The organism is Streptomyces sp. NBC_00178, from assembly GCF_036206005.1.
Taxonomy (GTDB): Bacteria; Actinomycetota; Actinomycetes; order Streptomycetales; family Streptomycetaceae; genus Streptomyces.
Genome location: NZ_CP108143.1, coordinates 6,236,023 through 6,260,530 on the forward strand (window position 1 = coordinate 6,236,023; position 24,508 = coordinate 6,260,530).

18 protein-coding genes and 1 tRNA gene are annotated in these 24,508 nt (G+C 71.0%); 14 read left to right on the plus strand and 5 right to left on the minus strand.

Annotation, left to right across the window (positions count from 1 at the left end; all coding sequences use genetic code 11):
* Positions 1-13 precede the first annotated feature (13 nt).
* From OHT61_RS27250 to OHT61_RS27280, 7 genes are read left to right on the plus strand one after another with little or no spacing between them, the layout of a single operon-like run.
* Positions 14-1,165, plus strand: coding sequence for an SCO3242 family prenyltransferase (locus OHT61_RS27250; protein WP_329041839.1), 1,152 nt, complete (start codon positions 14-16; stop codon positions 1,163-1,165).
* Positions 1,162-2,076: a sugar phosphate isomerase/epimerase family protein gene (locus OHT61_RS27255; protein WP_329041841.1), complete on the plus strand. Its 915-nt coding sequence runs from the start codon at positions 1,162-1,164 to the stop codon at positions 2,074-2,076. The genes OHT61_RS27250 and OHT61_RS27255 overlap by 4 nt, the downstream gene beginning before the upstream one ends.
* Positions 2,070-2,699, plus strand: a complete 630-nt coding sequence (locus OHT61_RS27260; RefSeq protein ID WP_329041842.1) for an EboA domain-containing protein — start codon at positions 2,070-2,072, stop codon at positions 2,697-2,699. Before OHT61_RS27255 ends, OHT61_RS27260 begins: the two co-directional genes overlap by 7 nt.
* The gene (locus tag OHT61_RS27265) at positions 2,699-3,547 is read left to right on the plus strand and encodes a TatD family hydrolase (protein WP_329041843.1); all 849 of its coding nucleotides are present in this window, start codon (positions 2,699-2,701) and stop codon (positions 3,545-3,547) included. The genes OHT61_RS27260 and OHT61_RS27265 overlap by 1 nt, the downstream gene beginning before the upstream one ends.
* A 3-nt stretch (positions 3,548-3,550) precedes the next feature.
* Positions 3,551-4,726 (plus strand): metabolite traffic protein EboE, encoded by a 1,176-nt coding sequence (gene eboE / locus OHT61_RS27270; protein WP_329041844.1) that lies wholly within the window; start codon positions 3,551-3,553, stop codon positions 4,724-4,726.
* Complete coding sequence (locus tag OHT61_RS27275) at positions 4,723-6,114, plus strand: nucleotide pyrophosphatase/phosphodiesterase family protein (RefSeq protein ID WP_329041846.1); 1,392 nt, start codon at positions 4,723-4,725, stop codon at positions 6,112-6,114. The genes eboE and OHT61_RS27275 overlap by 4 nt, the downstream gene beginning before the upstream one ends.
* 40 nt (positions 6,115-6,154) lie before the next feature.
* Positions 6,155-7,228 carry a sugar phosphate isomerase/epimerase family protein gene (locus OHT61_RS27280; protein WP_329041847.1) on the plus strand — a complete coding sequence of 358 codons (1,074 nt, stop codon included), beginning with the start codon at positions 6,155-6,157 and terminating at the stop codon, positions 7,226-7,228.
* 74 nt (positions 7,229-7,302) lie between these two features.
* Here the strand turns inward: OHT61_RS27280 and OHT61_RS27285 are convergent, their stop codons facing one another.
* From OHT61_RS27285 to OHT61_RS27300, 4 genes are all read right to left on the minus strand, one after another.
* A complete protein-coding gene (locus tag OHT61_RS27285; RefSeq protein WP_329041849.1) occupies positions 7,303-8,694 on the minus strand; it encodes an OFA family MFS transporter in 1,392 nt (463 codons plus the stop codon).
* 123 nt (positions 8,695-8,817) lie between these two features.
* Entirely contained in the window at positions 8,818-10,974 is a 2,157-nt protein-coding gene (locus tag OHT61_RS27290; protein ID WP_329041850.1) for an acetate--CoA ligase family protein, read from the minus strand.
* Positions 10,975-10,976: 2 nt separating this feature from the next.
* Entirely contained in the window at positions 10,977-12,215 is a 1,239-nt protein-coding gene (gene frc, locus OHT61_RS27295; RefSeq protein WP_329041852.1) for a formyl-CoA transferase, read from the minus strand.
* A gap of 13 nt (positions 12,216-12,228) precedes the next feature.
* On the minus strand, positions 12,229-13,920 hold the full coding sequence (locus OHT61_RS27300; protein WP_329041854.1) for a thiamine pyrophosphate-binding protein: 1,692 nt from the start codon (positions 13,918-13,920) through the stop codon (positions 12,229-12,231).
* A 165-nt stretch (positions 13,921-14,085) separates the two neighbouring features.
* On the opposite strand from OHT61_RS27300, the gene sucC reads away from it, so the two are divergent.
* From sucC to OHT61_RS27315, 3 genes are all read left to right on the plus strand, one after another.
* On the plus strand, positions 14,086-15,222 hold the full coding sequence (gene sucC / locus OHT61_RS27305; RefSeq protein ID WP_329041856.1) for an ADP-forming succinate--CoA ligase subunit beta: 1,137 nt from the start codon (positions 14,086-14,088) through the stop codon (positions 15,220-15,222).
* A gap of 2 nt (positions 15,223-15,224) precedes the next feature.
* A complete protein-coding gene (gene sucD, locus OHT61_RS27310) occupies positions 15,225-16,124 on the plus strand; it encodes a succinate--CoA ligase subunit alpha (protein ID WP_329041857.1) in 900 nt (299 codons plus the stop codon).
* Between the two features lie 424 nt (positions 16,125-16,548).
* Positions 16,549-18,099: an aldehyde dehydrogenase family protein gene (locus tag OHT61_RS27315; protein ID WP_329041858.1), complete on the plus strand. Its 1,551-nt coding sequence runs from the start codon at positions 16,549-16,551 to the stop codon at positions 18,097-18,099.
* 9 nt (positions 18,100-18,108) lie between these two features.
* Here the strand turns inward: OHT61_RS27315 and OHT61_RS27320 are convergent, their stop codons facing one another.
* Positions 18,109-19,464, minus strand: coding sequence for a DUF2254 domain-containing protein (locus tag OHT61_RS27320; RefSeq protein ID WP_329041859.1), 1,356 nt, complete (start codon positions 19,462-19,464; stop codon positions 18,109-18,111).
* A gap of 191 nt (positions 19,465-19,655) precedes the next feature.
* Between OHT61_RS27320 and OHT61_RS27325 the strand changes: the two genes are divergently transcribed.
* From OHT61_RS27325 to OHT61_RS27340, 4 genes are all read left to right on the plus strand, one after another.
* Positions 19,656-19,743, plus strand: a tRNA-Leu gene (locus OHT61_RS27325).
* 256 nt (positions 19,744-19,999) lie between these two features.
* Positions 20,000-21,016: a LacI family DNA-binding transcriptional regulator gene (locus OHT61_RS27330; RefSeq protein WP_329041860.1), complete on the plus strand. Its 1,017-nt coding sequence runs from the start codon at positions 20,000-20,002 to the stop codon at positions 21,014-21,016.
* Positions 21,013-22,551, plus strand: coding sequence for a sugar ABC transporter ATP-binding protein (locus tag OHT61_RS27335; protein WP_329041861.1), 1,539 nt, complete (start codon positions 21,013-21,015; stop codon positions 22,549-22,551). Before OHT61_RS27330 ends, OHT61_RS27335 begins: the two co-directional genes overlap by 4 nt.
* Positions 22,541-24,505, plus strand: a complete 1,965-nt coding sequence (locus OHT61_RS27340; RefSeq protein ID WP_329041862.1) for an ABC transporter permease/substrate-binding protein — start codon at positions 22,541-22,543, stop codon at positions 24,503-24,505. Before OHT61_RS27335 ends, OHT61_RS27340 begins: the two co-directional genes overlap by 11 nt.
* The last annotated feature ends 3 nt before the right edge of the window (positions 24,506-24,508 follow it).

Below are 24,508 nucleotides of genomic sequence, written 5' to 3' on the forward strand. Positions count from 1 at the left end.
CGGGACACCGCGGGTGCCCGGAGCCCGGCCCCTGGCCGCGGTCCCGGCGCCGCGGCCCTCGGACGGCCTGTCCGGTGCGGACGGGACTGCGCCCGCACCGGACAGGCCCCGGACCGGCGGGCGCCTGCGCGCCTGGGCGGAACTGCTGCGCGTGTCGGCGTTGTTCAGCGTGCCCGGCGACGCCCTCGCCGGGGCCGCCGCCGTCGGCCGCCGCCCCGGACGCGGCACAGCGCTCGCCGTCGGCGCCTCGCTGTGCCTGTACGAGGCGGGCATGGCCCTCAACGACTGGGCGGACCGCGAGGAGGACGCACTGGACCGCCCGCACCGCCCGATACCCTCGGGCCGAGTCGCCCCCGGTGCGGCCCTGGCGGCGGCCGGCGCCCTCACCGCCGCGGGCCTGGCCCTGGCGTCACGCGCGGGCCGCCCGGCCCTCGCCGTGGCATCGGGCCTCGCAGCCACGGTCTGGGCCTACGACCTCCACCTGAAGCACACGAAGCTGGGACCGGCGGCGATGGCTTCGGCCCGCGCCCTGGACCTGCTGCTCGGCGCCACGGCGACGGCGGCGCCGGGAACCACGGCGGCACCACCGCCGGGTGCCCTCGCGGTGCGGGGCCGTGGCGGAGAGGCCCGCAAGGCGGCCGGGTCCGGCGGCCGTACGGCCGAGGCGCACATCCGCCGGGACGCCGGGAGCGCGGGCTCCACACGCCCCCTGCGCTCCGCGCTCCCCTCGGCGCTCGTGCTCGGCGCACACACCTACGCCGTCACCGCCGTCTCCCGCCACGAGGCCCAGGGCGGCTCCTCCGCCGCGCCGTCGGCCGCGCTCGCCGGGGTCGCCGCGCTCGGAGCGGCCGTCCTGCGCACCCGCCCGGCACGGGCCGGAAGGGGCGACGTACCGGGAAGCCCGGTGAAGGGGGGAGGCGCCGAGAGGCTCCTGCTCCCCGCGTTCACCGGCGCCTACCTGCGTACCTCCGCGATCCCGCTCCTCCACGCGGCACTGAATCCCTCCCCGCCCCTCACCCAGCGCGCCGTCGGCGGCGGCATCCGGGCCATGATCCCGTTGCAGGCCGCACTGGCCGTCAGGGCGGGAGCACCCGTCAACGGGCTCGCGGCCATGGGACTCGTGCCCCTGGCCCGCGCGCTCGCCCGGAAGGTGAGCCCCACATGACGCTCCGCTTCGGCTACGGCACCAACGGACTGACCGACCTCCGGCTCGACGACGCCCTCGGCCTGCTCGCCGACCTCGGCTACGAAGGCGTCGGGCTGACCCTGGACCACATGCACCTCGACCCGATGGCCCCGGACCTCGCCGCCCGGACCCGCAGGGTCGCCGGCAGGCTCGCCGACCTGGGCCTGGGCGTGACCGTCGAGACCGGAGCGCGCTACGTCCTGGACCCCCGGCGCAAACACGGCCCCTCCCTCCTCGACCCGGACCCCGAGGCGCGTGCTGCGCGGACGGCGCTGCTGGTCCGCGCCGTCGACGTGGCCGCCGAGCTGGGCGCGCACGCCGTGCACTGCTTCAGCGGCGTCACCCCGCCGGACACCACCACCGACACCGCCTGGGAGCGGCTGACGGACTCCCTCGGCCCCGTACTGGACGCCGCCGGGCGCGCGGGCGTCCCCGTCGCCATCGAGCCGGAACCCGGCCACCTCCTCGCCACCCTCGCGGACTTCCACCGGCTGCGGACCCTCCTCTCGGGCCCCGCGCCGCTCGGGCTCACCCTCGACATCGGCCACTGCCAGTGCCTGGAACCCGCGCCACCCGTCGAGTGCGTGAAGGAAGCCGCGCCCTGGCTGCGCCACGTACAGATCGAGGACATGCGGCGCGGGACGCACGAACACCTGCCGTTCGGCGAGGGTGAGATCGACTTCCCGCCGGTGCTCGAAGCCCTGGCCGCCACCGGATACGACGGCCTCACCGTCGTCGAACTGCCCCGGCACTCCCACGCCGGGCCCGAACTGGCCCGCCACTCGATCGACTTCCTCCGCGCGGCGGCCGGGACCTCGGAGCCGGACCGCGTGGGAACGAGCACACCCCGAGCCGCGGCCGGGGCGACGAACGGAGGCGCACCGTGCTGACCGACCACAAGGAACTCGACGGCCTGCTCCCGGGTGCCGCGAGGGCCTGGCTCGACGAGGCGCTCGACGAGGCCGCCCACGCCGCGGCCCACCCCGGCGCCGACAGCGGCACCCCGCCCTGGGAACTGCGGTTCGCCTCCGCCGGCCGGCACTGCGGGCTGGAGCACGCCGACTCCGTACGCGCCCTGCTGCTCGTCGAGGCGCGGGCCGGCCTCCCCGCCGTCACCCGTCTCTACGAACAGGGCACCGCGGCCGAGAGGCGCGCCGTCCTCCTCACCCTGCACCGGCTGGACCTCGGAGCCCGGGCACTGCCGCTCGTCGAGGACGCGCTGCGCACCAACGACACCCGGCTGGTCGCCGCCGCGGTCGGCCCCTACGGTGCGGCCCACCTCGACGCCCACGGCTGGCGGCACGCCGTCCTCAAGTGCCTGTTCACCGAGGTACCCGTGGAGGCCCTGGACCGGCTTGCGTCCCGCGCCCGGGGCGACGCCGAACTCGCCAGGATGCTCGGCGACTTCGCCACCGAGCGCATCGCCGCGGGACGGGCCGTGCCACCCGGTCTGCTGACCGTCCTCGAACTCACGGCCCCCGGCCCCGCCCCCGCCCCCACGGAGGAGTCCTGATGCGCATCTTCGACCCCCACATCCACATGACCTCCCGCACCACGGACGACTACCAGGCGATGTACGACGCCGGGGTCCGGGCGCTCGTGGAACCCTCCTTCTGGCTCGGCCAGCCCCGTACCTCGCCCGCCAGCTTCTTCGACTACTTCGACGCCCTCCTGGGCTGGGAGCCGTTCCGCGCCTCGCAGTACGGCATAGCCCACCACTGCACGCTCGCCCTGAACCCGAAGGAGGCGAACGACCCGCGCTGCACCCCCGTCCTGGACGCGCTGCCCCGGTATCTCGTCAAGGACTCCGTCGTCGCCGTCGGCGAGATCGGCTACGACTCGATGACACCCGCCGAGGACACGGCCCTCGCCACCCAGCTCCAGCTCGCCTCCGAGCACGGCCTGCCCGCGCTCGTGCACACCCCGCACCGCGACAAGCTCGCCGGGCTGCACCGGACCATCGACGTCGTCCGGGCGTCGGACCTCGCCCCGGAGTTCGTCCTGCTCGACCACCTCAACGAGACGACCGTCGAGGACGCCCTGGACAGCGGCTGCTGGGCCGGTTTCTCCATCTATCCCGACACCAAGATGGACGAGGACCGGATGGTCTCGGTCCTGCGCAACCACGGCAGCGACAGGATCCTCGTCAACTCGGCCGCGGACTGGGGAAAGAGCGACCCGCTGAAGACGCGCAAGGTCGCCGACGCCATGCTGAAGGCCGGGTTCGACGAGGACGAGGTCGACAGGGTGCTCTGGCGCAACCCCGTCGCCTTCTACGGCCAGAGCGGCAGACTCCAGCTCGACGCCGTCGCTCCCGCACCTCTCCACGAAGGAAACTCCATCCTCCGCGGCGGGGAGTGAGCCATGCGCTTCCGCCACCCCGACGGCTCCGTCGTCCACCTCGCCTACTGCACGAACGTCCATCCCGCCGAAACCCTCGAAGGAGTGCGCGCCCAGCTGCGCGACCACTGCGAACCCGTACGGAAACGGCTCGGACGCGACCGCATCGGCATCGGGCTCTGGCTCGCCAGGGACGCCGCGCGCGCCCTGATCAACGACCCCGCCGCTCTCCGCTCGCTGCGCGCGGAGCTCGACCGGCGCGGCCTGGAAGTGGTCACCCTCAACGGCTTCCCCTACGAGGGCTTCGGCGCCCAGGAAGTCAAGTACCGGGTCTACAGCCCGGACTGGACCGACCCCGAACGCCTCGCGCACACCACGGACCTGGCGCGGCTGCTCGCCGCCCTGCTCCCCGACGACGTCACCGACGGGACCATCTCGACCCTCCCGATCGCCTGGCGCACCCCCTTCGACGACGACCCGACGGCCGCGGCAACCGCCCGGAAGGCGCTCACCGTGCTCGCACAGCGGCTCGACGCGCTCGCCGAGCTGACCGGCAAGTCCATCGGGATCGGCCTCGAACCCGAACCGGGCTGCACGGTGGAGACCACCGCCGACGCCATCGCGCCCCTGACCGCCGTGAGGCACGAACGCGTCGGCATCTGCATCGACACCTGCCACCTCGCGACCTCCTTCGAGGACCCGGACACCGCGCTCGACGCCCTCGGGGCGGCCGGCATCCGCGTGGTCAAGGCGCAGCTCTCCGCCGCGCTGCACGCGGAGCACCCGCACCTTCCCGAGGTCCGAGCCGCTCTGGGCGCCTTCGCCGAACCCCGCTTCCTGCACCAGACCCGCGCATCGACCGCCGCCGGGCTCCGGGGCACCGACGACCTGGAGGAGGCGGTCTCCGGCGGGGCGCTCCCCGACGGCACGCCCTGGCGCTCGCACTTCCACGTCCCCCTGCACGCACCCCCCGCGCCGCCGCTCACGTCCACCCTGCCCGTGCTGCAGTCCGTCCTGACCCGGCTCGTCGGCGGGGCGGTGCCCCTCACCCGGCACCTCGAGGTCGAGACGTACACCTGGCAGGCGCTCCCCGCCGAGCAGCGGCCGCGCACCCGCACCCAGCTGGCCGACGGCATCGCCGCCGAACTGACCCTCGCCCGCGACCTCCTCGTCGACCTCGGGCTGAAGGAGCTCCCATGACCGCACCACAGACCGGTACGCGCCCCACCCCGCTGCTCGTCCTCGACGTCGTCGGCCTCACCCCCCAGCTCCTCGCGCACATGCCGAACCTGCGGGCGATGGCCGGGTCCAAGGCACCCCTGTCCACCGTGCTGCCGGCCGTCACCTGCGCCGCCCAGTCCACCTTCCTCACGGGCACGACACCCTCCGAGCACGGCATCGTCGCCAACGGCTGGTACTTCCGGGAACTCGGCGACGTCCTCCTGTGGCGGCAGCACAACGGGCTCGTCCAGGGCGACAAGCTCTGGGACGCTGCCCGGCGCGCGTACCCCGGGTACACCGTCGCCAACATCTGCTGGTGGTACGCGATGGGCGCCGACACCGACTGGACCGTCACACCCCGGCCCGTGTACTACGCCGACGGCCGCAAAGAGCCCGACTGCTACACCAGGCCCCCGGCGCTGCACGACGAACTGACCGAGAAGCTGGGCACCTTCCCGCTCTTCCACTTCTGGGGCCCCGGCGCCGACCTCGTCTCCTCGCAGTGGATCATCGACGCCACCCGTCACATCCTCGCCACCCGCACCCCCGACCTGGCCCTCTGCTACCTCCCGCACCTCGACTACGACCTCCAGCGCTACGGCCCCGACGACCCGCGCTCCCACCGTGCGGCGGCCGACCTCGACCGTGCCGTGGCACCCCTGCTCGACGACGCCAGGGCCCAGGGCCGCACCGTCGTCGCGCTCTCCGAGTACGGCATCACCAGGGTCGACCGCCCCGTGGACATCAACCGGGCACTGCGCAGGGCCGGCCTGCTGGAGGTGCACACCCAGGACGGCATGGAGTACCTCGACCCGATGACCTCGCGGGCCTTCGCCGTCGCCGACCACCAGCTCGCCCACGTCTACGTGCGCAGTCCGGAGGACCTCGAAGCGACGAAGGCGGCCCTCGCGGACCTGCCCGGTATCGCCGAACTCCTCGACGACGAGGGCAAGAAGGCGAACCACCTGGACCACCCCCGCTCCGGCGAGCTGGTGGCCGTCGCGGAGAAGGACTCCTGGTTCACTTACTACTACTGGCTCGACGACGCGCGCGCGCCCGACTTCGCGCAGCTCGTCGAGATCCACCGCAAACCGGGCTACGACCCCGTGGAACTCTTCATGGACCCCCAGGACCCCTACGTCCGGGTCAAGGCCGTCTCGGCGGTGGCCCGCAAGAAGCTCGGCATGCGCTACCGCATGGCGGTCGTCCCCCTCGACCCCTCACCTATTCGCGGCAGCCACGGCCGCCTCCCCGCGAGCGACGACGAAGGTCCGCTCATCCTCTGCTCCACCCCCCAAGCCTTCGACGGCCGAGTCCAGGCCACCGAAGTGAAGTCCCTGCTCCTCCAGCTTGCCGGACTGCACTGACAATCCGCCCGCCCGCACATCCACAGGGAGACACGTGATCATGAGCCGCACCCCGAAGGACCCGGAACTCGCGAGCAGACTCAGCCGCCGCAACGTCCTGGGCGTCGCCGCAGGGACCGCCGCCGCCACACTCATCGGCGGCGCCGCGCAGGCGGCGACCCCGCAGAGCGCGCAGGGCAAGGGCCCCGGACACGGACATGGCCACGGGCACGGCAAGGGCCGGCCCGTCCTGCCCCCCGGCCGCCTCGGCATCCAGCTGTACAGCCTGCGGGACAAGGTCTCCACCCTCGGCTTCGCGCCCGTCTTCGCCGAACTCGAGGAGTACGGCTACGACGAGATCGAGTTCGCCGGTTACACCCAGGGATCTGCCGGGGCCATCACCCTCGCCCAGCTCAAGAGGCTGGCCAAGGACCACGGGCTGAACCCCATCGGAAGCCACGTCGGCTACTCCGACGACAACAACCCCGGCGCCTACACCTTCGCCCAGAACCTCACCAAGGTCCTCGACGATGCCGAAGCCCTGGGCCTGAAGCACATCGGCACCGCCTCGGGACCCTTCCGCTACGGCTCCACCGTCGACGGATGGAAGCGCGCCGCCGAGGACTTCAACACCTACGGCGCCGCCGCCCGCAAGCGCGGCATGAAGTTCTACCAGCACAACCACGCGGAGGAGTTCTCCTTCGCCACCGACAAGCCGAACGTACGGCTCTACGACGTCCTGCTCGCCGAGACCGACCCCGACCTCGTCTACCTGGAGATGGACATCTACTGGGCCTTCTGCGCCCAGTTCCGCTTCGGCAAGCGCGTGGACGGCACACCGGCGCCCTTCAACCCCATCGACTACGTACTCAAGCAGCCCGACCGCTACCCCCTGTTCCACGTCAAGGACGGCACCCGCAACGACGCCGCCCGCGACGGCTACGACATGACCGACGTCGGTGACGGCGACATCGACTACAAGAACTTCCTGAGCCGGGTCACCGCGCGCACGCACCGCGGCCGGACCTACCACCACTGGCAGACCGAGCACGACAACCCGGTCGAGTCCTTCGCCTTCGCCCGCAAGTCCAGTGAGCACCTGCACTCGCTGCGCGAGAGCCGCTGCGGCGACTGACATCCGAGAGCACATACGTGTGGGGCCCGGTTCCTGGAACCGGGCCCCACACGTATGTGCCGTCGGTGTGCCGATCAGTCCGTCTCCCGGCTCACCGGGGCCGGAGCCGGGGCCTTCAGCAGGTTGCCCTTGCGGTCGCGGCCGGGTGCCGCGAGGAACAGGGCGAGGAATCCCGCGAAGAACGAGATGCTGCCGGCCAGGATGAAGGCGCCGTTGAGCCCCCAGGCGTCGACGACCATGAAGCCCATGCCCGCCCCGAGTCCGGAGACGAGCTTGGAGCTGTAGACCATGCCGTAGTTCGTGGCGTTGTTGTTCTCACCGAAGTAGTCCGCGGTCATCGCGGCGAACATCGGGAAGATGGCGCCACCGCCGAAGCCGGAGATCGCGGAGAAGAGCAGGAACAGCGGGAGGCTCCCCATGTCCGCCGACCAGATGATGCCGAACTGGGCGAGCCCCAGGATGACGCAGACGTAGAGCAGGCACTTCTTGCGGCCGTAGAGGTCGGAGAGCCAGCCGATGACCCCGCGCCCGGTGCCGTTGACGATCGCCTTGAGCGACATGGCGGTGGCGACGATACCGGCGGCGAAGCCGGCGTCCTGACCGATGTCGACCTGGAAGGCGATGCCGAAGATGTTCACACCTGACGTACAGGCGAGACATACCCACATCAGTGCCACTCGACCGGTTCTCCACGCCTCGCCCGGAGAGTACTGCTTGATGGCCGGCGGGTTCTTCTCCAGCGAACGCCTGGCCCGCGGGTCCTCCGGCGGGTTGAGCGGGTCGATCTCCGCGGGCCACCAGTTCTTGGGCGGGTCCCGGAAGAAGAAGCCCGCGCAGGCCACCATCACCGCGAGGAAGACGCCGACCGAGACCAGGACCCACCGGAAGTTGCTGATGTCCATGAAGCCCGTGAAGAGGAACACGAACGGCACGGAACCGTAGGCGAACCCCCCGTTGACGAAACCCGTCTTACCGCCCCTGCGCTCCGGGTACCACTTGCCGACCATGTTGACGCAGGTGGCGTACACCATGCCCGCGCCCATGCCGGAGAAGACGCTGAAGCCGATGTAGGCGAAGATCACGTGCGGCGCGTACGCCAGGGACAGGTAACCGAGGAGGGTGCCGGCGGCACCGAGCATCATCGCCCAGCGGGCCGGCAGCCTGCCGGTCTCCCGCAGCCTGCCCGCGGGCATCGCGACCGCGGCCTGGAAGAACACCCAGACCGTCATCATCCAGTAGATGTGACCGCTGTTCCAGTTGTGCGCGTGGTGCAGTGTGTCCTCCGCCGACGCGAAGGCGTACTCGGCCGAGCTGATGCCCATCATGCCGACCCACGGCAGGATGACCATCCACTTGCGCTTGCGGCCCAGGATGTCGATGTCGCTCTCGCCGAGCCGGTAGGTACGGCCGTTGGCGTCCGTCACCTCCCTGAAGGGGACGGATGTGGAGAGGTTTGCAGTCGTCATGTCGATCGAACCCCTTGCGTGGAAGAAGTCTGGCCAGCGCCCCCTGCCCGTTCTCACTTCGCGCCGGGGTCCGCAGCCGAGCGGTATGCCGCGGACCCCGTGGTTCGAGCCGTCGTCATCAGGTCATCGGCCACCACCCAGGAGACCGGCGGCCCTGGCCCACCTGTACTTCGCGCCGAGCACGGCGACGGGCCGCTCCGTGGTGTACGGATAGGCGACGACACCCCGCTCGAACAGGTAGGCGCACGCCTCCTCGACCTCGATGTCGCCCGCCAGCGACGCGACCACGGGCTTCTCGATGCCCCGGGCGCGGAACTCCTCCACCACCCGGGCCGTCAGCTCGGCGAAGACCATCGGCGGAGTGACGATCGTGTGCCAGTAACCGAGGACCAGGGCGTGGATCCGCGGATCCTCCATCCCCAGCCGGATCGTCGCCTCGTACGTCGACGGCGGCTCACCGCCGGTGATGTCGATCGGGTTGCCGGCCGCGCCGAACGGCGGGATGAACGCCTTGAACGCCGTGTCGAGATCCGGCGGGATCTCCATCAGCGACAGCCCGTTGTCGACGATCGCGTCCGACAGGAGCACCCCCGAACCCCCGGCCCCCGTGATGATCACGACGTTGTCGCCCTTGGGAGCCGGCAGTACGGGCAGGGCCCGCGCGTACTCCAGCATGTCGTTCAGGCCCGGCGCCCGGATCACCCCCGCCTGCCGCAGGATGTCGTCGTACACCGCGTCGTCCCCGGCCAGCGCCCCGGTGTGCGACCCCGCCGCCTTCGCACCTGCGCTCGTCCGCCCCGCCTTGAGGACCACCACCGGCTTCTTCGGCACGGTCGCCCGGGCGGCCTCCACGAAGGCCCGGCCGTCCTTGAGGTCCTCCAGGTGCATCGCGATGCACTCCGTGTTCGGGTCCTCGCCGAACCAGGTCAGCAGGTCGTCCTCGTCGATGTCCGACTTGTTGCCGAGCCCGACGATCGCCGAGACACCCGTCTTCGTCGACCGCGCGAAACCCAGGATGGCCATGCCGATGCCGCCCGACTGCGAGGTCAGCGCCACCGAACCCTTGACGTCGTACGGCGTGCAGAAGGTGGCGCAGAGGTCCTGCCACGTCGAGTAGTAGCCGTAGATGTTCGGCCCCAGCAGCCGGATTCCGTGCTGCTCGGCGATCGCCACGATCTCGTCCTGGAGGTCATGCTCACCCGTCTCGGCGAAGCCGGACGGAATCAGCACGGCGTTGGGGATGCCTTTGCGGCCCACCTCCTGGAGCGCCGATGCAACGAACTTGGCGGGGATCGCGAAGACCGCCACATCCACCTCACCGGGAACGTCGGTGACACTCTTGTACGCCTTGCGGCCCAGAATGTCATCGGCCTTGGGGTTCACCGGATGGATCTCGCCCGCGAAGCCCCCGTCGATGAGGTTCCGCATCACCGAATTGCCTATCTTGCCCTGCTCGTTCGAGGCGCCGATGACCGCGACGGAACGCGGCTGCATCAGCTTGCGCATCGAGACGAGGATCTCCTCCCGGCTGTACCGGCGCCTCGCCTTCACCTCTTCGGTGGTCAGCAGGATCCGGATGTCGGCGGCGACGGCGCCGTCCGGGGAGGCGATGACCGGATTGAGGTCCACCTCCGCGATCTCGGGGAAGTCCGTGACCAGCAGGGAGACCCGCCGGATCTGCTCGGCCAGCGCCCACCGGTCCACGGCCGGCGCCCCGCGCACCCCCTTGAGGATCTCCGCGGCGCCGATCGAGTCGAGCATGGACTGCGCCTCGTCCGCGGTCACCGGCGCCAGCCGGAAGGTGATGTCCTTGAGCACCTCCACCAGGACACCGCCGAGTCCGAACGCGACCACCTTGCCGAAGGTCGGATCGGTGACCGCACCGACGATGACCTCCTGTCCGGGCGGCACCAGCTGCTGCACCTGCACGCCGTCGATCCGGGCATCGGCCGAGTAGGCCCGCGCGTTCTTCACGATCCGGCAGAAGGCCTCGCGCACCTCCTGCGCACCCGACACCCCCACCACGACGCCGCCCGCATCCGTCTTGTGAAGGATGTCGGGGGAGACGATCTTGAGGACGACGGCGCCGCCGAGGCGGTCGGCGAGGGCCACCGCCTCGTCGACGTCGGTGGCCAGGCCCTCGCCCGGCACCGTGATCCCGTACGCGTCGGCGACGATCTTCCCCTCCGGGGCCGTGAGCGCGCTGCGCCCCTCGCCCCGGACGCGGTCGAGCAGTGCCCTGACGCGTTCCCGCTCCTGTGTCTCGACTGTTCCGGCCATGCTCAGATGACTCCGTTCGTCTTCAGCAGCCTCAGTTCCTCGTCGCCCAGACCGAGTTCGCCGACGTACACCTCCGCGTTGTGCTCACCGAGCAGCGGGGAGGTGACGATGTCGACGGGGGAGTCGGACAGCTTCAACGGGCTGCCGACGGTGGTGAAGGTGCCGCGCTCGGGGTGTTCGACCTGGACGACCATCTCGTTGGCGGCGAGGGACTCGTCCTCGACGATCTCCTTCGTCGAGAGGATCGGACCGCAGGGGATGTTGTGCGCGTTCAGCTGCTCCAGGACCTCCCACTTGGGGAGCCCGGCGGACCACTCCTCGATCAGCTGGAACATCTTGCCGAGCTTCGGCAGCCGCGATTCCGGCGTCGCCCACTCGGGGTCCTCCGCGAGCTCCGGACGGCCGATCAGAGCGGACAGGGGCTTCCACCCGACCGGCTGGACGATGACGTACACGTAGTCGTTCGGGCCGCCCGGCGCGCACTTCACCGCCCACCCCGGCTGGCCGCCGCCGCTGGCGTTGCCGCTGCGCGGCACCTCGTCGGCCTCGGCCGTGTCCTGGGCGTTCGGGTACTCGGCGAGCGGCCCGTGCGCCAGGCGCTGCTGGTCGCGCAGCTTGACCCGGCAGAGGTTGAGCACGGCGTGCTGCATCGCCACGTTCACCCGCTGTCCCCGGCCCGTGCTCTCGCGCTGGAACAGCGCCGCGAGGATGCCGGCCACCGCGTGGATACCGGTGCCCGAGTCGCCGATCTGCGCGCCGGTCGCGAGCGGCGGGCCGTCCTCGAAGCCGGTGGTGGACATCGATCCGCCCATGGCCTGCGCGACGACCTCGTACGCCTTGAAGTTGGTGTACGGGCCTTCGCCGAAGCCCTTGATGGAGGCGTAGACGATCCGGGGGTTGATCTCCTGGATGCGTTCCCAGGTGAACCCCATGCGGTCCACGGCGCCCGGTCCGAAGTTCTCGACCATGACGTCGCTGCGGCGGATCAGCTCGGTGAGGATCTCCTTGCCGCGTTCGCTCTTGGTGTTCAGTGTGATGCTCCGCTTGTTGCAGTTGAGCATCGTGAAGTAGAGGGAGTCGACGTCCGGCAGATCACGCAACTGCTTGCGGGTGATGTCCCCGCCCGGCGCCTCCAGCTTGACGACGTCCGCGCCGAGCCAGCCGAGCAGCTGGGTGGCGGAGGGGCCGGACTGTACGTGTGTCATGTCGAGGACGCGTACGCCCTCAAGGGCTTTGGTCATGCCGACGGCTCCTCTACTTGTACATGGTCTGGTTCATCGTTCCGGGGGCGTACGCGTCCGGGTCGACCCAGACGTTGATCAGTGAGGGCAGCCCCGACTCACGGGCCCGCTGCAGTGCGGGGGCGATGTCCGCCGGGTCGCGTACCTCTTCGCCGTAACCGCCGAGCATCTGGGCGAACTTGTCGTAGTGGACGTCGCCGAGGGTGTTGCCGATCCGCTCGCGCTCGTCGCCGTACTTGGCCTTCTGGCCGTAACGGATCTGGTTCATCGACGAGTTGTTGCCGACGATGCCGACGAAGGGGAGGTTGTAGCGGACCAGCGTCTCGAAGTCCCACCCGGTCAGCGAGAACGCGCCGTCGCCGAACAGCGCCACGACCTCCTTGTCGGGCCTGGCCTGCTTGGCGGCCAGCACGAACGGCACCCCGACGCCGAGCGTGCCCAGCGGTCCCGGGTCCATCCAGTGGCCGGGTGTGCGGGGCTGGACGACCTGGCCGGAGAAGGTGACGATGTCGCCGCCGTCCCCGATGTAGATCGAGTCCTCGGTGAGGAAGTCGTTGATCTCGCTCACCAGCCGGTACGGATGGATGGGGGAGGCGTCCGACTTCAGCTGCGGCAGCCGCTTCTCGATCGCCGTCTGCTCGGCGGCCCGCAGCTCGTCCAGCCACGCCTTGCGTGAGGCCGATCCACCGTTGAGCCGGCCGCTCGCCGACTCCGTGACCGCCTTCAGCACCAGCGAGGCGTCACCGACGATCCCGAGGTCGACGTCGCGGTTCTTGCCCACGGTGCGGTAGTCCAGGTCGATCTGGACGACCGTGGCGGACGGTGAGAGCCGCTTGCCGTAGCCCATCCGGAAGTCGAAGGGAGTCCCCACGATCACGATGAGGTCGGCGTTGGAGAACGCGTAGCGCCGCGACAGCTGGAAGTGGTGCGGGTCGCCCGGCGGCAGGGTGCCGCGGCCCGCGCCGTTCATGTACGCGGGGATGTTGAGGGTGCGGACGAGTTCGGTGGCCGAGTCCGTCGCCCGCGTCGTCCAGACCTGGCTGCCGAGGAGGATCGCCGGCTTCTCGGCGTGGACGAGCAGATCGGCGAGCTTCTCGATGTCCGCCGGGTCGCCCGCGGCCCGGGTGGACGCGCGGTAACGGCCCTCCTCGGGGACACGTGCTTTGCTCACCGGCACCTTCGCGTCGAGCACATCGCGCGGGATCTCCAGGAACGACGGCCCCGGCGCGCCGTGGTAGCACTCACGGAAGGCCATCGACACCATGTCCGCCGCGCGCGCCGTGTCCGGCACGGTGGCCGCGAACTTCGTGATGGGCGTCATCATGTCGACGTGCGGGAGGTCCTGCAGAGATCCCATCTTGTGCTGGGTGTGGGCTCCCTGACCACCGATCAGAAGCATGGGGGACTCGGCGCGGTAGGCGTTGGCGACGCCGGTGACGGCGTCGGTCGTACCGGGGCCCGCGGTGACGACTGCACAGCCCGGCTTGCCGGTGATACGTGCGTATCCGTCGGCGGCGTGGGCGGCGACCTGCTCGTGGCGCACGTCGACGACCTCGATGCCCTCGTCGACGCAGCCGTCGTAGATGTCGATGATGTGGCCGCCGCAGAGGGTGTAGATGCGTTCCACCCCCTCCGCCTTGAGTGCCTTGGCGACCAAGTGCCCACCGGAGATGAGGTTCTGGCTGTCCTGGCTGTCCTCGGGCATGGCGATGTCCTGTCCCTTCGTAGGGGGGTGCGGGAGCCGTTCGCCGCTCTCGCGGTACATTGCATACAGTCGACGAATACTGTATGAAGATTGTTATCCCGCATCCGGTGGGTGGTGTCCAGGGGGCGTGCGGCACTTTCACAATCGGCACGATCGGGAGTGGCTATGGATCTGTACGAGCACCAGGCAAGGCAACTCTTCGCGGACCACGGCATCGCCGTGCCGGAGGCCGAAGTCGTGGACCACGCCTCAGCAGCCCACGACGCCGCCGAGCGGCTCGGCGGCCGCGTCGTCGTCAAGGCGCAGGTGAAGACCGGCGGCCGGGGCAAGGCCGGCGGGGTGAAGGTCGCGGCGGACCCGGGGGCCGCCGTCGTCACCGCACGCCAGATACTCGGCATGGACATCAAGGGCCACCTCGTGCGGAAGGTGATGCTCGCGCAACCCGTCGACATCGAGGCGGAGTTCTACGTGAGCTTCGTCCTGGACCGGGCTGCCGGGACCTTCCTCGCCATCGCCTCCGCCGAGGGCGGCATGGACATCGAGCAGGTCGCCGCCACCCGCCCCGACGCGGTGGCCCGCATCCCGGTCGACCCGGCCGAGGGCGTCACGGAGGCCGTGGCGGCGCGCATCGCCGAGGCGGCCTCACTGCCACCGGAGGCCGCTCCCGTCATCCAGGCGCTGTGGCAGGTCCTCACCCAGGAGGACGCCCTGCTCGTCGAGGTCAACCCGCTGGTGCGCACGGCGGACGGCCGGATACTCGCCCTCGACGGCAAGGTCACCCTTGACGACAACGCGGCCTTCCGGCAGTCCCGTTGGGGCACCGACTCCGCGGACCCGCACGGCGACCCGTTGGAGGCGGCCGCCGCCGCCAAGGGGCTCAACTACGTCAAGCTCGACGGCGAGGTCGGCATCATCGGCAACGGCGCGGGGCTGGTCATGTCCACCCTCGACGTCGTCGCCGGCTGCGGTGCGCGCCCCGCCAACTTCCTCGACATCGGGGGCGGCGCCTCGGCCCGCGTCATGGCCGACGGGCTCACGGTCATCCTCTCCGACCCGTCCGTGAAGTCCGTCTTCGTCAACGTCTTCGGCGGCATCACCGCCTGCGACGCCGTCGCCGACGGCATCGTCCAGGCGCTGGACTCCGTGCACCTCACCAAACCCCTGGTGGTCCGGCTCGACGGCAACAGCGCGGCGCGGGGCCGCGCGATCCTCGACGAACGTGCGCACCCGATGGTCCAGCAGGTCACCACCATGGACGGCGCCGCGGACCGGGCGGCCCGACTGGCCCTGGGAGGGCACTGATCATGGCTATCTTCCTCAGCAAGGAGAGCAAGGTCCTCGTCCAGGGCATGACGGGTGCCGAGGGCATGAAGCACACCCGCCGGATGCTCGCCGCGGGCACCCAGATCGTCGGCGGTGTCAACCCGCGCAAGGCGGGCCGGACCGTGGACCTCGACGACCGCACGGTTCCGGTCTTCGGTTCCGTACGTGACGGCATGGAGGCCACCGGGGCCGACGTCACGGTCGTCTTCGTCCCCCCGCCCTTCGCCAGGGCCGCCGTCGTCGAAGCGGCCGACGCCGGGATCGGCCTGGCCGTGGTCATCACCGAGGGCATCCCCGTCCACGACGCGGTCGCCTTCCACGCCTACGCGAAGGAGCGCGGCACCCGCATCCTGGGACCCAACTGTCCCGGGGTGATCAGCCCGGGACAGTCCAACGCGGGCATCATCCCGGCCGACATTGCGACGAAGCCCGGCCGCATCGGTCTCGTCTCCAAGTCCGGCACGCTGACCTACCAGTTGATGCACGAACTCCGCGACACGGGGTTCTCCACGGCGGTGGGGATCGGCGGTGACCCCGTGATCGGCACGACGCACATCGACTGCCTGGCGGCCTTCGAGCAGGACCCGGACACGGAACTGATCGTCCTCATCGGAGAGATCGGCGGCGACGCGGAGGAACGGGCCGCCGTCTACATCGCCCAGCACGTCACCAAGCCGGTGGTCGGCTACATCGCGGGGTTCACGGCCCCTGAGGGCAAGACGATGGGGCACGCCGGAGCGATCGTCTCGGGCTCGTCAGGCACGGCGGCGGCCAAGAAGAAGGCGCTGGAGGCCGTGGGGGTCGCGGTGGGAGCCACTCCCACGGAAACGGCCCGGCTGGCGGAGGACCGCCTCCGCGACACGGCGCGACCCAGGAGCTGAGCCCCGCGCGCCGCGCCCGGTCCGGGCACGGCCGTACAGGTACCGCGGTCGGGGCACGTGCCGCACACGGCCGACGCGTCCGGCGTACGCGAGCCGGGGCGGGCGGAACGCCGGCCCGGGAAGGAGAACGGACGGGCAGGGGGAAGGCCCGGTGCAGGCGCCCCCGCCGCCCGTGATGCCGCGGCGGGCGTGCCGGCGCACCCCGCCCTGCTCCCGTGCCGAGCCGTGGAAGGGCCCCCGCCCCGGCGTGCCGTTGATCCCACGGCGAGCCGGCGGATGCGCCCCCCACCGTGCCCGGCGCGCCCCCACCGTGCAGTGCCGTCGGACACGCCCCGCCCACCACCCCGCGCTGTGCGAGCGCGCCCCGCACGACCGCACCACGCCCCCGCACATCCCGTCACCCGCATCCCAGAGCGGAGACCGCATGACACCCTCAGCCACCACCCTGACCATCAAGCCGGGAACGGCCTGGCAGGACGCCTGGCGCCGCTGCCTGGCCACGGCCCCCGAAGCCTTCCAGGACGACCGCGTCAGCAACCTCTGGGGCGCCGCCTGGCATCTCGACGGGCGCGCGCTGCCCGCGACCAGCCCCGTCGACGGCACCCCCATCGCGGGACCGCCCCGTCTCGGCGCCCCGGCCGCCCGGGAGGCGGTGCGGGCGGCGCTCGACGCCCACCGCGCCTGGCGCCACATCCCGCTCGCCGAACGGCGCGCCCGCGTCTCGGCCACGCTCGACGCCCTGACCGAGCACCGCGAGCTCCTCGCCCTGCTCCTGGTCTGGGAGATCGGCAAACCCTGGCGTCTGGCGCAGGCCGACGTGGACCGTGCCATCGACGGCGTGCGCTGGTACGTCGACCACAGCGACCGCCTGCTGGCCGGCCGGACGCCGCTCGCCGGCCCCGTCTCCAACATCGCCAGCTGGAACTACCCCATGTCGGTGCTCGTCCACGCCATGCTCGTGCAGGCGCTCGCCGGCAACGCCGTCATCGCCAAGACCCCGACGGACGGCGGTGTCGCCTGCCTGACCCTGGCCTGCGCGCTCGCCGCCCGTGAGGGGGTGCCGCTCACCCTCCTCAGCGGAAGCGGGAGCGAACTCTCCGAGCCCCTGGTCCGGTCGCCCGAGATCGGCTGCGTGTCCTTCGTCGGCGGCCGGGACACCGGCGCCCGCATCGCCACCGCCGTCACCGACCTCGGCAAGCGGCACATCCTCGAACAGGAGGGCCTCAACACCTGGGGCATCTGGAACTTCACCGACTGGCCCGCGCTCTCCGCCGTCATCCCGAAACTCTTCGACTACGGCAAACAGCGCTGCACCGCCTACCCCCGGTTCGTCGTCCAGCGCAACCTCTTCGCCGAGTTCCTGGCGGCCTACCTGCCCGCCGTACGCTCCCTGCGCACCGGCCACCCGCTCGCTGTGCAGCACCCCTCCGACCCGCTTCCGAGCCTGGACTTCGGCCCCCTGATCAACGCGACCAAGGCCAAGGAACTGCACGACCAGGTCACCGAGGCGATCGACCGCGGCGCGGTGCCCCTGCACCAGGGATCGTCCGCCGACGCCCTGTTCCTGCCGGGGCAGGACACCAGCGCCTACCTCCAGCCGGTCACGCTGCTCAACCCCCCGCCGTCCTCCCCGCTCCACCACGCCGAGCCCTTCGGGCCGGTCGACACGATCGTCCTCGTCGACACGGAGGCCGAACTCCTCGCAGCCATGAACGCGTCGAACGGTGCCCTGGTCGCCACTCTGTCCACCGACGACCCGGCGACGTACGAGAGGCTCGCTCCGCAGATCCGGGCGTTCAAGACCGGTCACGGCACACCGCGTTCACGCGGGGACCGGGAGGAGCTCTTCGGCGGCTTCGGCGCATCCTGGCGTGGCGCCTTCGTGGGCGGTGAACTCCTCGTGCGTGCTGTGACCGACGGCCCGGGGGAGGAGAGGCCGCCGGGCAACTTCCCGGACTACCACCTCATGCCGTAACCGGGCGCCTCAGCGGATGCCCTGGCGGTCGGGGCTCAGCGCGAAGGCCCGGTCGGCGGCCGCCGGCACCGTGCGCTCCACGGCCTGCACCAGGAGCGCGCGGTGCCGCCGGACCGCTGCCCTCCGCTCCTGCGGTGCGAGCAGCACCAGATCGTCGAAGGCCGCCAGCAGCCGCCGTGTGACCTGCGGACTCCCGGTCGCGCACCCGCGGATCTCCTCGAACGCCAGGTCCACGAGGTCGGTCCACCCCGGTACGTCCTGGACGAGGCGGACCTCGCCCCGCCGGTCCCGGTGCAGCAGCGGGCCCAGCGGCAGGTCAGCGGCCGCCGAGAGGAACTGCACGATCCGGTCCAGGCACTGCACGGCGGTCGTCGGATCGTTGACCGCCGGGGACAGCGCGCGCAGGGCGATGTCCGACAACTGCCGCAGCCCGAAGGCCGGGTCCTGGTACAGGGCCCGGTCGACGCCCACGAACAGGGTGCGGCCCAGGGCCCGCGAGGACGGCGCGGCCCCGCCGTGCACGGACAGGACCGGTGTCCCCGGCACCACGAAGTCCCCGGTGCGCGGCAGGAGTCGCAGCACGGTCCCGTGACGCTCCGCGACCCGCACGAGCCGTGCGACGTGCACTTCGCGCAGTACCCCGGCCCGGCCCCGGTACGTCATCTCCGCGGTGGCCGGCCCCAACGGGGGCCGCTCCCCGGGCCCGCCGGAATGCCGCGCCAGGGCACGAAGGGACTCGCGGGCGATGTGGTCGAGGACCGGGCCGACCTGCATCAGCCGCAGGGTCGCGGAGACGTAGGCCACGAACAGCAGCAGACTCAGGCCCACCAGACCCAGGGTCAGCAGGCTCTGCAGGAGGGGCACCGACGTCACGCGCCGGGGGTCGGGGTCGGTCCCGCCCTCGTACGAGGTCAGGACGAGCAGCGAGAAGGCGAAGGTCGCGAGGAACACCGTCAGCGTGAGCTTGCTGATCCGGCTCCGCACGAAGATCCGCACCAGGCGCGGGGTCAGCTGCCCGCTCGCCATCTGCACGGCCACCAGCGAGATGCTGAAGACGACACCGATGAAGGTCATCATCGCGGCGCTGACGGTGGTCACGATGGTCCGTGCGTCCACGGCGAAGGAGAGGAGGTCCCCGATCTCCTCGTACGCCCGCTCCTCCTTCAGGTGCGCGACGATCGCGTGGTCCAGCTCGGCCAGGCCCCACCACAGGCAGAAGGCGACCACCAGCCCCGCCGCCGGCGCGAACCAGAAGCTGTCGCGCAGCCGCTCGCGCAGCGAGGTCAGCGCGCGCGGCGGCCGGTGGACGTGCTTGCCCGGCCCGCTCCAGGCCCCGCTCCTGTCACTCCCGCTCTTGCCGCTCATGCCCGCGAAGGTAGCCCGGCGCGACGGTACGCACGCGGCACGCCACGGAGAGTGCGCGCGGCGACGGGCCGTGCCTGCGGGTGCCCCGTCACCCGCACTGACCACCTAAAACGCAGGTGAGAGGCACCCCGAACCCCTGGTATTGTTTTCCTTGTCGCCACGGGGAACACACCGTGAACGGCAGACACCTTGTCCGGGTGGCGGAATGGCAGACGCGCTAGCTTGAGGTGCTAGTGCCCTTTATCGGGCGTGGGGGTTCAAGTCCCCCCTCGGACACCAGTGAAGCAGGGACCCCAGTCGATCTGGGGTCCTTTCGCGTTTCCCGGATGCGGGACGGGGTTCCCGGAAGCGTGGGGCCGGGTGCGGGTTCCCGTGGGGCGGTGCGCGGTTCCCTCCGGATGTCGTTTGGGTCACATCCGACCTCCAGGTACTTGTTTTCGGCCATGTAATCGATTCCAATCAACTTTGTAATCGATTCCACGGCTGGTTCCGTCGGACTCGATGCTCACGGAAACCACAAGGAGGTGGTCCGGAAATGGCGAGCATCAAGGATGTCGCGGCCGAGGCGGGAGTGTCTGTCGCCACGGTCTCCCGCGTCCTCAACAGCCATCCCTCCGTAAGCCCGGACGCACGCAGACGCGTCCTCGCCGCCGTCGACGTGCTCGGCTACCGGCCCAACGCCGTGGCCCGCTCGTTGCGCACCGACCAGACGCGCACCCTCGGGCTCGTCATCAGTGACGTGCTCAACCCGTACTTCACCGCCCTGGCCCGCTCCGTCGAGGAGGAGGCCCGCGCGCTCGGGTACAGCGTGATCATCGGAAACGCCGACGAGCGGCCCGCACAGCAGGACCACCACGTCCGCACGCTCCTGGACCGCAGGATCGACGGACTCCTGGTCTCGCCCGCCGACGGCGAGTCCCCCCTGCTCCTGGACGTCGCACGCACCGGCACACCGATGGTCTTCGTCGACCGCTGGATGCCCGGGGTGGAGGTTCCGGTCGTCCGCGCGGACGGTCACGTCGCCATCCAGGACCTGGTGGCCCACCTCCACGCGCTCGGCCACCGCAGGCTCGCCATCATCGCCGGCCCGGCGGCCACCACCACCGGCAACGAGCGGGTCGAAGCCTTCAGGAAAGCCATGCGGGCCCACGGACTCGCGCTGCCCGACGCCTACATCGGGCAGGGCGACTTCCAGGCCGACAGCGGACGGCGCGTCACCGAGCACTTCCTGGCGCTCCCCGAACCGCCCGAGATCGTCTTCGCCGCCGACAACCTGATGGCACTCGGCGCCCTGGACGCCATCCGTGCGCGCGGTCTGCGCGTCCCGGAGGACATCGGGATCGCGGCGTTCGACGACATCCCGTGGTTCGTCCACACGGGCCCGCCGATCACCGCGATCGCCCAGCCGACGGGCGACCTCGGCCGCGCCGCCGTCCGTGCGCTCGTCGACATCGTCGAGGGCCGCCCCCCGCAGTCCGTCACCCTGCCCGCCCGCCTCGTCGTACGCAGCTCCTGCGGCGAGCGCACCCCGAATCCCGGGAGCAACGAGTGAGTGAATCGGTCGAGTTGCTGCGCATCGAAGGCGTACGCAAGACCTTCCCCGGTGTAGTCGCCCTGGACCGTGTCGATTTCGACCTCCGCAGCGGCGAAGTGCACGTCCTTCTCGGTGAGAACGGTGCAGGCAAGAGCACCCTCATCAAGATGCTCTCCGGCGCCTACCGCCCGGACAGCGGCCGGATCTTCGCCGGCGGCCAGGAGGTGCGCATCCACGGTGCGCAGGACGCCGAGAAGCTCGGAATCGCCACGATCTACCAGGAGTTCAACCTGGTCCCCGATCTGACGGTCGCCGAGAACATCTTCCTGGGCCGTCAGCCGCGCCGGCTCGGCATGATCGACCGCGCGCGCATGGAGGCCGACGCCGAGGTGCTCCTGCGCCGCGTGGGCCTGCACGTCTCCCCTCGGGTGAAGGTCCGCGAACTGGGCATCGCCCGGCTCCAGATGGTCGAGATCGCCAAGGCGCTCAGCCTGGACGCACGCGTCCTCATCATGGACGAGCCGACCGCCGTGCTGACCTCCGGCGAGGTCGACAAGCTCTTCGGGATCGTGCGGCAGCTGCGTGCGGACGGCGTCGGCATCGTCTTCATCACCCATCACCTGGAGGAGATCGCGGCCCTCGGCGACCGCGTCACCGTCCTGCGCGACGGCCGCAGCATCGACCAGGTGCCCGCCACCACGCCCGAGGAGGAACTCGTCCAGCTGATGGTCGGCCGCAGCATCGACCAGCAGTACCCGCGCGAGCGGCCCGAGACGGGCGAGGCCCTGCTCTCCGTGCGGGGACTCACCCGCGACGGCGTGTTCCACGACATCAGCTTCGACGTCCGGGCAGGTGAGGTCGTCGGCCTCGCCGGCCTGGTCGGAGCGGGCCGCACCGAGGTCGCCCGCGCCGTGTTCGGCGCCGACACCTACGACTCCGGCACGGTCGACGTCGCCGGCGAGCGGATCGGCAAGCACGACGTGACCGCGGCCATGGGAGCCGGCATCGGGCTCGTCCCCGAGGACCGCAAGGGCCAGGGGCTCGTGCTCGACGCCTCGGTGCAGGAGAACCTCGGCCTGGTCACCCTGCGCTCGGCGACCCGTTCCGGAATCGTCGACGTCAAGGGGCAGCGCGCCGCCGCCGCCCGCATCGCGGAACAGCTCGGCGTGCGGATGGCCGGCCTCGGCCAGCACGTCCGCACCCTGTCCGGTGGCAACCAGCAGAAGGTCGTCATCGGGAAATGGCTCCTCGCCGACACCCGGGTCCTGATCCTCGACGAGCCCACCCGGGGCATCGACGTCGGAGCCAAGGTCGAGATCTACCAGCTCGTCAACGAGCTCACCGCCTCGGGACACGCCGTCCTGATGATCTCCAGCGACCTCCCCGAGGTCCTCGGGATGAGCGACCGGGTCATCGTCATGGCCCAGGGACGCATCGCCGGTGAACTCCCCGCCCAAGAAGCCACCCAGGACGCGGTGATGGCACTCGCCGTCAGCGCCGCCCCCACGACCGCACCCACCGAGAAGGCAGAGGAGAGCCCCCGTGGCCACTGACACGCATCCGAGCACCAAGGGGGCCGGCGGCGCCGGGAACACCCTCCGGCGCGTCCTGCTCCAGAACGGCGCCCTGAGCGCCCTGATCGTCCTCGTGGTGGCGCTGTCGCTGCTGTCGGGCGACTTCCTCACCACGCAGAACCTGCTGAACGTCGGTGTGCAGGCCGCCGTGACCGCGATCCTCGCGTTCGGCGTCACCTTCGTCATCGTGTCCGCGGGCATCGACCTCTCCGTCGGATCGGTCGCGGCCCTGTCCGCGACCGTGCTCGCCTGGTCGGCCACCTCGGCAGGCGTGCCCGTCTGGCTGGCGGTCATATTCGCCATCGCCACGGGTCTCGTCTGCGGACTCATCAGCGGTGCCCTCGTCGCGTACGGCAAACTGCCCTCGTTCATCGCGACGCTGGCCATGCTCTCGGTCGCCCGCGGCCTGTCCCTGGTCATCTCCCAGGGCAGCCCCATCGCCTTCCCCAGCTCCATCTCCCACCTCGGCGACACCCTCGGCGGGTGGCTGCCCGTCCCGGTCCTCGTGATGATCGCGGCCGGCCTGGTCACGGCGCTCATCCTGGGCCGCACCTACATCGGCCGCTCCATGTACGCCATCGGCGGCAACGAGGAGGCGGCACGCCTCTCCGGACTGCGGGTCAAGAAGCAGAAGCTCGCGATCTACGCCCTGGCCGGCCTCTTCGCCGCCGTCGCGGGCATCGTCCTCGCCTCCCGCCTGACCTCCGCGCAGCCCCAGGCCGCGCAGGGCTACGAGCTCGACGCGATCGCGGCGGTCGTCATCGGCGGCGCCAGCCTCGCGGGCGGCGTCGGCAAGGCGTCCGGCACCCTGATCGGCGCGCTGATCCTCGCCGTCCTGCGCAACGGCCTCAACCTGCTCTCCGTGTCCGCGTTCTGGCAGCAGGTCGTCATCGGTGTCGTCATCGCACTCGCGGTGCTGCTGGACACCCTGCGCCGTAAGGCCGGCTCGGGTGCCCCGTCCGCGGCCGGTTCGTCCGCCGCGACCGGGTCGCCGGGGTCGAGGGGGAAGAAAGCCGGGCAGCTCGGCATCGCGGTGGTCCTCGTGGCCGCCGTCGTCGCGGCCGTGTCGTTCTTCCACTCCGGTTCCTCCGGCGGCACCAAGAAGATCGGCGTCTCCCTCTCCACGCTGAACAACCCGTTCTTCGTCCAGATGAAGCAGGGCGCGCAGCAGGAGGCCAAGAAGGCCGGTGTCGACCTGACGGTCACCGACGCCCAGAACGACGCCTCGCAGCAGGCCAACCAGCTGGAGAACTTCACCAGCTCCGGCCTGGACTCCATCATCGTCAACCCGGTGGACTCCGACGCGGTGGGCCCCAGCGTCCGCAGCGCCAACAAGGACGGCATCCCGGTGGTCGCCGCCGACCGCGGCGTCAACAAGGCCAGGACCGCGACGCTCGTCGCCTCCGACAACGTGGCGGGCGGCAAGCTCGCAGCGAAGACGCTCGCCGAGAAGCTCGGCGGCAAGGGCAGCATCGCCGTCCTCCAGGGCACGGCCGGCACCTCCGCCAGCCGGGAGCGTGGCGCGGGATTCGCCGCAGGCATCAAGGCGTACCCGGGCATCAAGATCGTGGCCAAGCAGCCCGCGGACTTCGACCGCACCAAGGGTCTGGACGTCATGACCAACGTGCTCCAGGCCCACCCCGGTATCACCGGAGTGTTCGCCGAGAACGACGAGATGGCGCTCGGTGCGGCCAAGGCCCTCGGCAGCAAGGCCGGGAAGTCCGTCTCGGTCGTCGGCTTCGACGGGACCCCGGACGGCCTCAAGGCGGTCGGCACGGGCACCCTGTACGCCTCCGTCGCCCAGCAGCCCAAGGAGCTCGGGAAGATCGCCGTGCAGAACGCCGTCCGCGCCGCCGACGGCAAGAAGGTCGACAGCGCGGTGATGGTGCCGGTCAAGGTCGTCACCCGGCAGAACGTCGCCGACTTCTCCTGATCA

Bases quoted from the DNA above. Each gene is read 5' to 3' on its own strand.
- frc (WP_329041852.1), bottom strand. From the start codon at position 12,215: ATGACCAAAGCCCTTGAGGGCGTACGCGTCCTCGACATGACACACGTA.
- OHT61_RS27275 (WP_329041846.1), top strand. From the start codon at position 4,723: ATGACCGCACCACAGACCGGTACGCGCCCCACCCCGCTGCTCGTCCTC.
- OHT61_RS27320 (WP_329041859.1), bottom strand. From the start codon at position 19,464: ATGAGCGGCAAGAGCGGGAGTGACAGGAGCGGGGCCTGGAGCGGGCCG.
- OHT61_RS27330 (WP_329041860.1), top strand. From the start codon at position 20,000: ATGGCGAGCATCAAGGATGTCGCGGCCGAGGCGGGAGTGTCTGTCGCC.
- eboE (WP_329041844.1), top strand. From the start codon at position 3,551: ATGCGCTTCCGCCACCCCGACGGCTCCGTCGTCCACCTCGCCTACTGC.
- OHT61_RS27285 (WP_329041849.1), bottom strand. From the start codon at position 8,694: ATGACGACTGCAAACCTCTCCACATCCGTCCCCTTCAGGGAGGTGACG.
- OHT61_RS27255 (WP_329041841.1), top strand. From the start codon at position 1,162: ATGACGCTCCGCTTCGGCTACGGCACCAACGGACTGACCGACCTCCGG.
- sucD (WP_329041857.1), top strand. From the start codon at position 15,225: ATGGCTATCTTCCTCAGCAAGGAGAGCAAGGTCCTCGTCCAGGGCATG.
- OHT61_RS27315 (WP_329041858.1), top strand. From the start codon at position 16,549: ATGACACCCTCAGCCACCACCCTGACCATCAAGCCGGGAACGGCCTGG.
- OHT61_RS27290 (WP_329041850.1), bottom strand. From the start codon at position 10,974: ATGGCCGGAACAGTCGAGACACAGGAGCGGGAACGCGTCAGGGCACTG.
- OHT61_RS27280 (WP_329041847.1), top strand. From the start codon at position 6,155: ATGAGCCGCACCCCGAAGGACCCGGAACTCGCGAGCAGACTCAGCCGC.
- OHT61_RS27300 (WP_329041854.1), bottom strand. From the start codon at position 13,920: ATGCCCGAGGACAGCCAGGACAGCCAGAACCTCATCTCCGGTGGGCAC.
- sucC (WP_329041856.1), top strand. From the start codon at position 14,086: ATGGATCTGTACGAGCACCAGGCAAGGCAACTCTTCGCGGACCACGGC.
- OHT61_RS27265 (WP_329041843.1), top strand. From the start codon at position 2,699: ATGCGCATCTTCGACCCCCACATCCACATGACCTCCCGCACCACGGAC.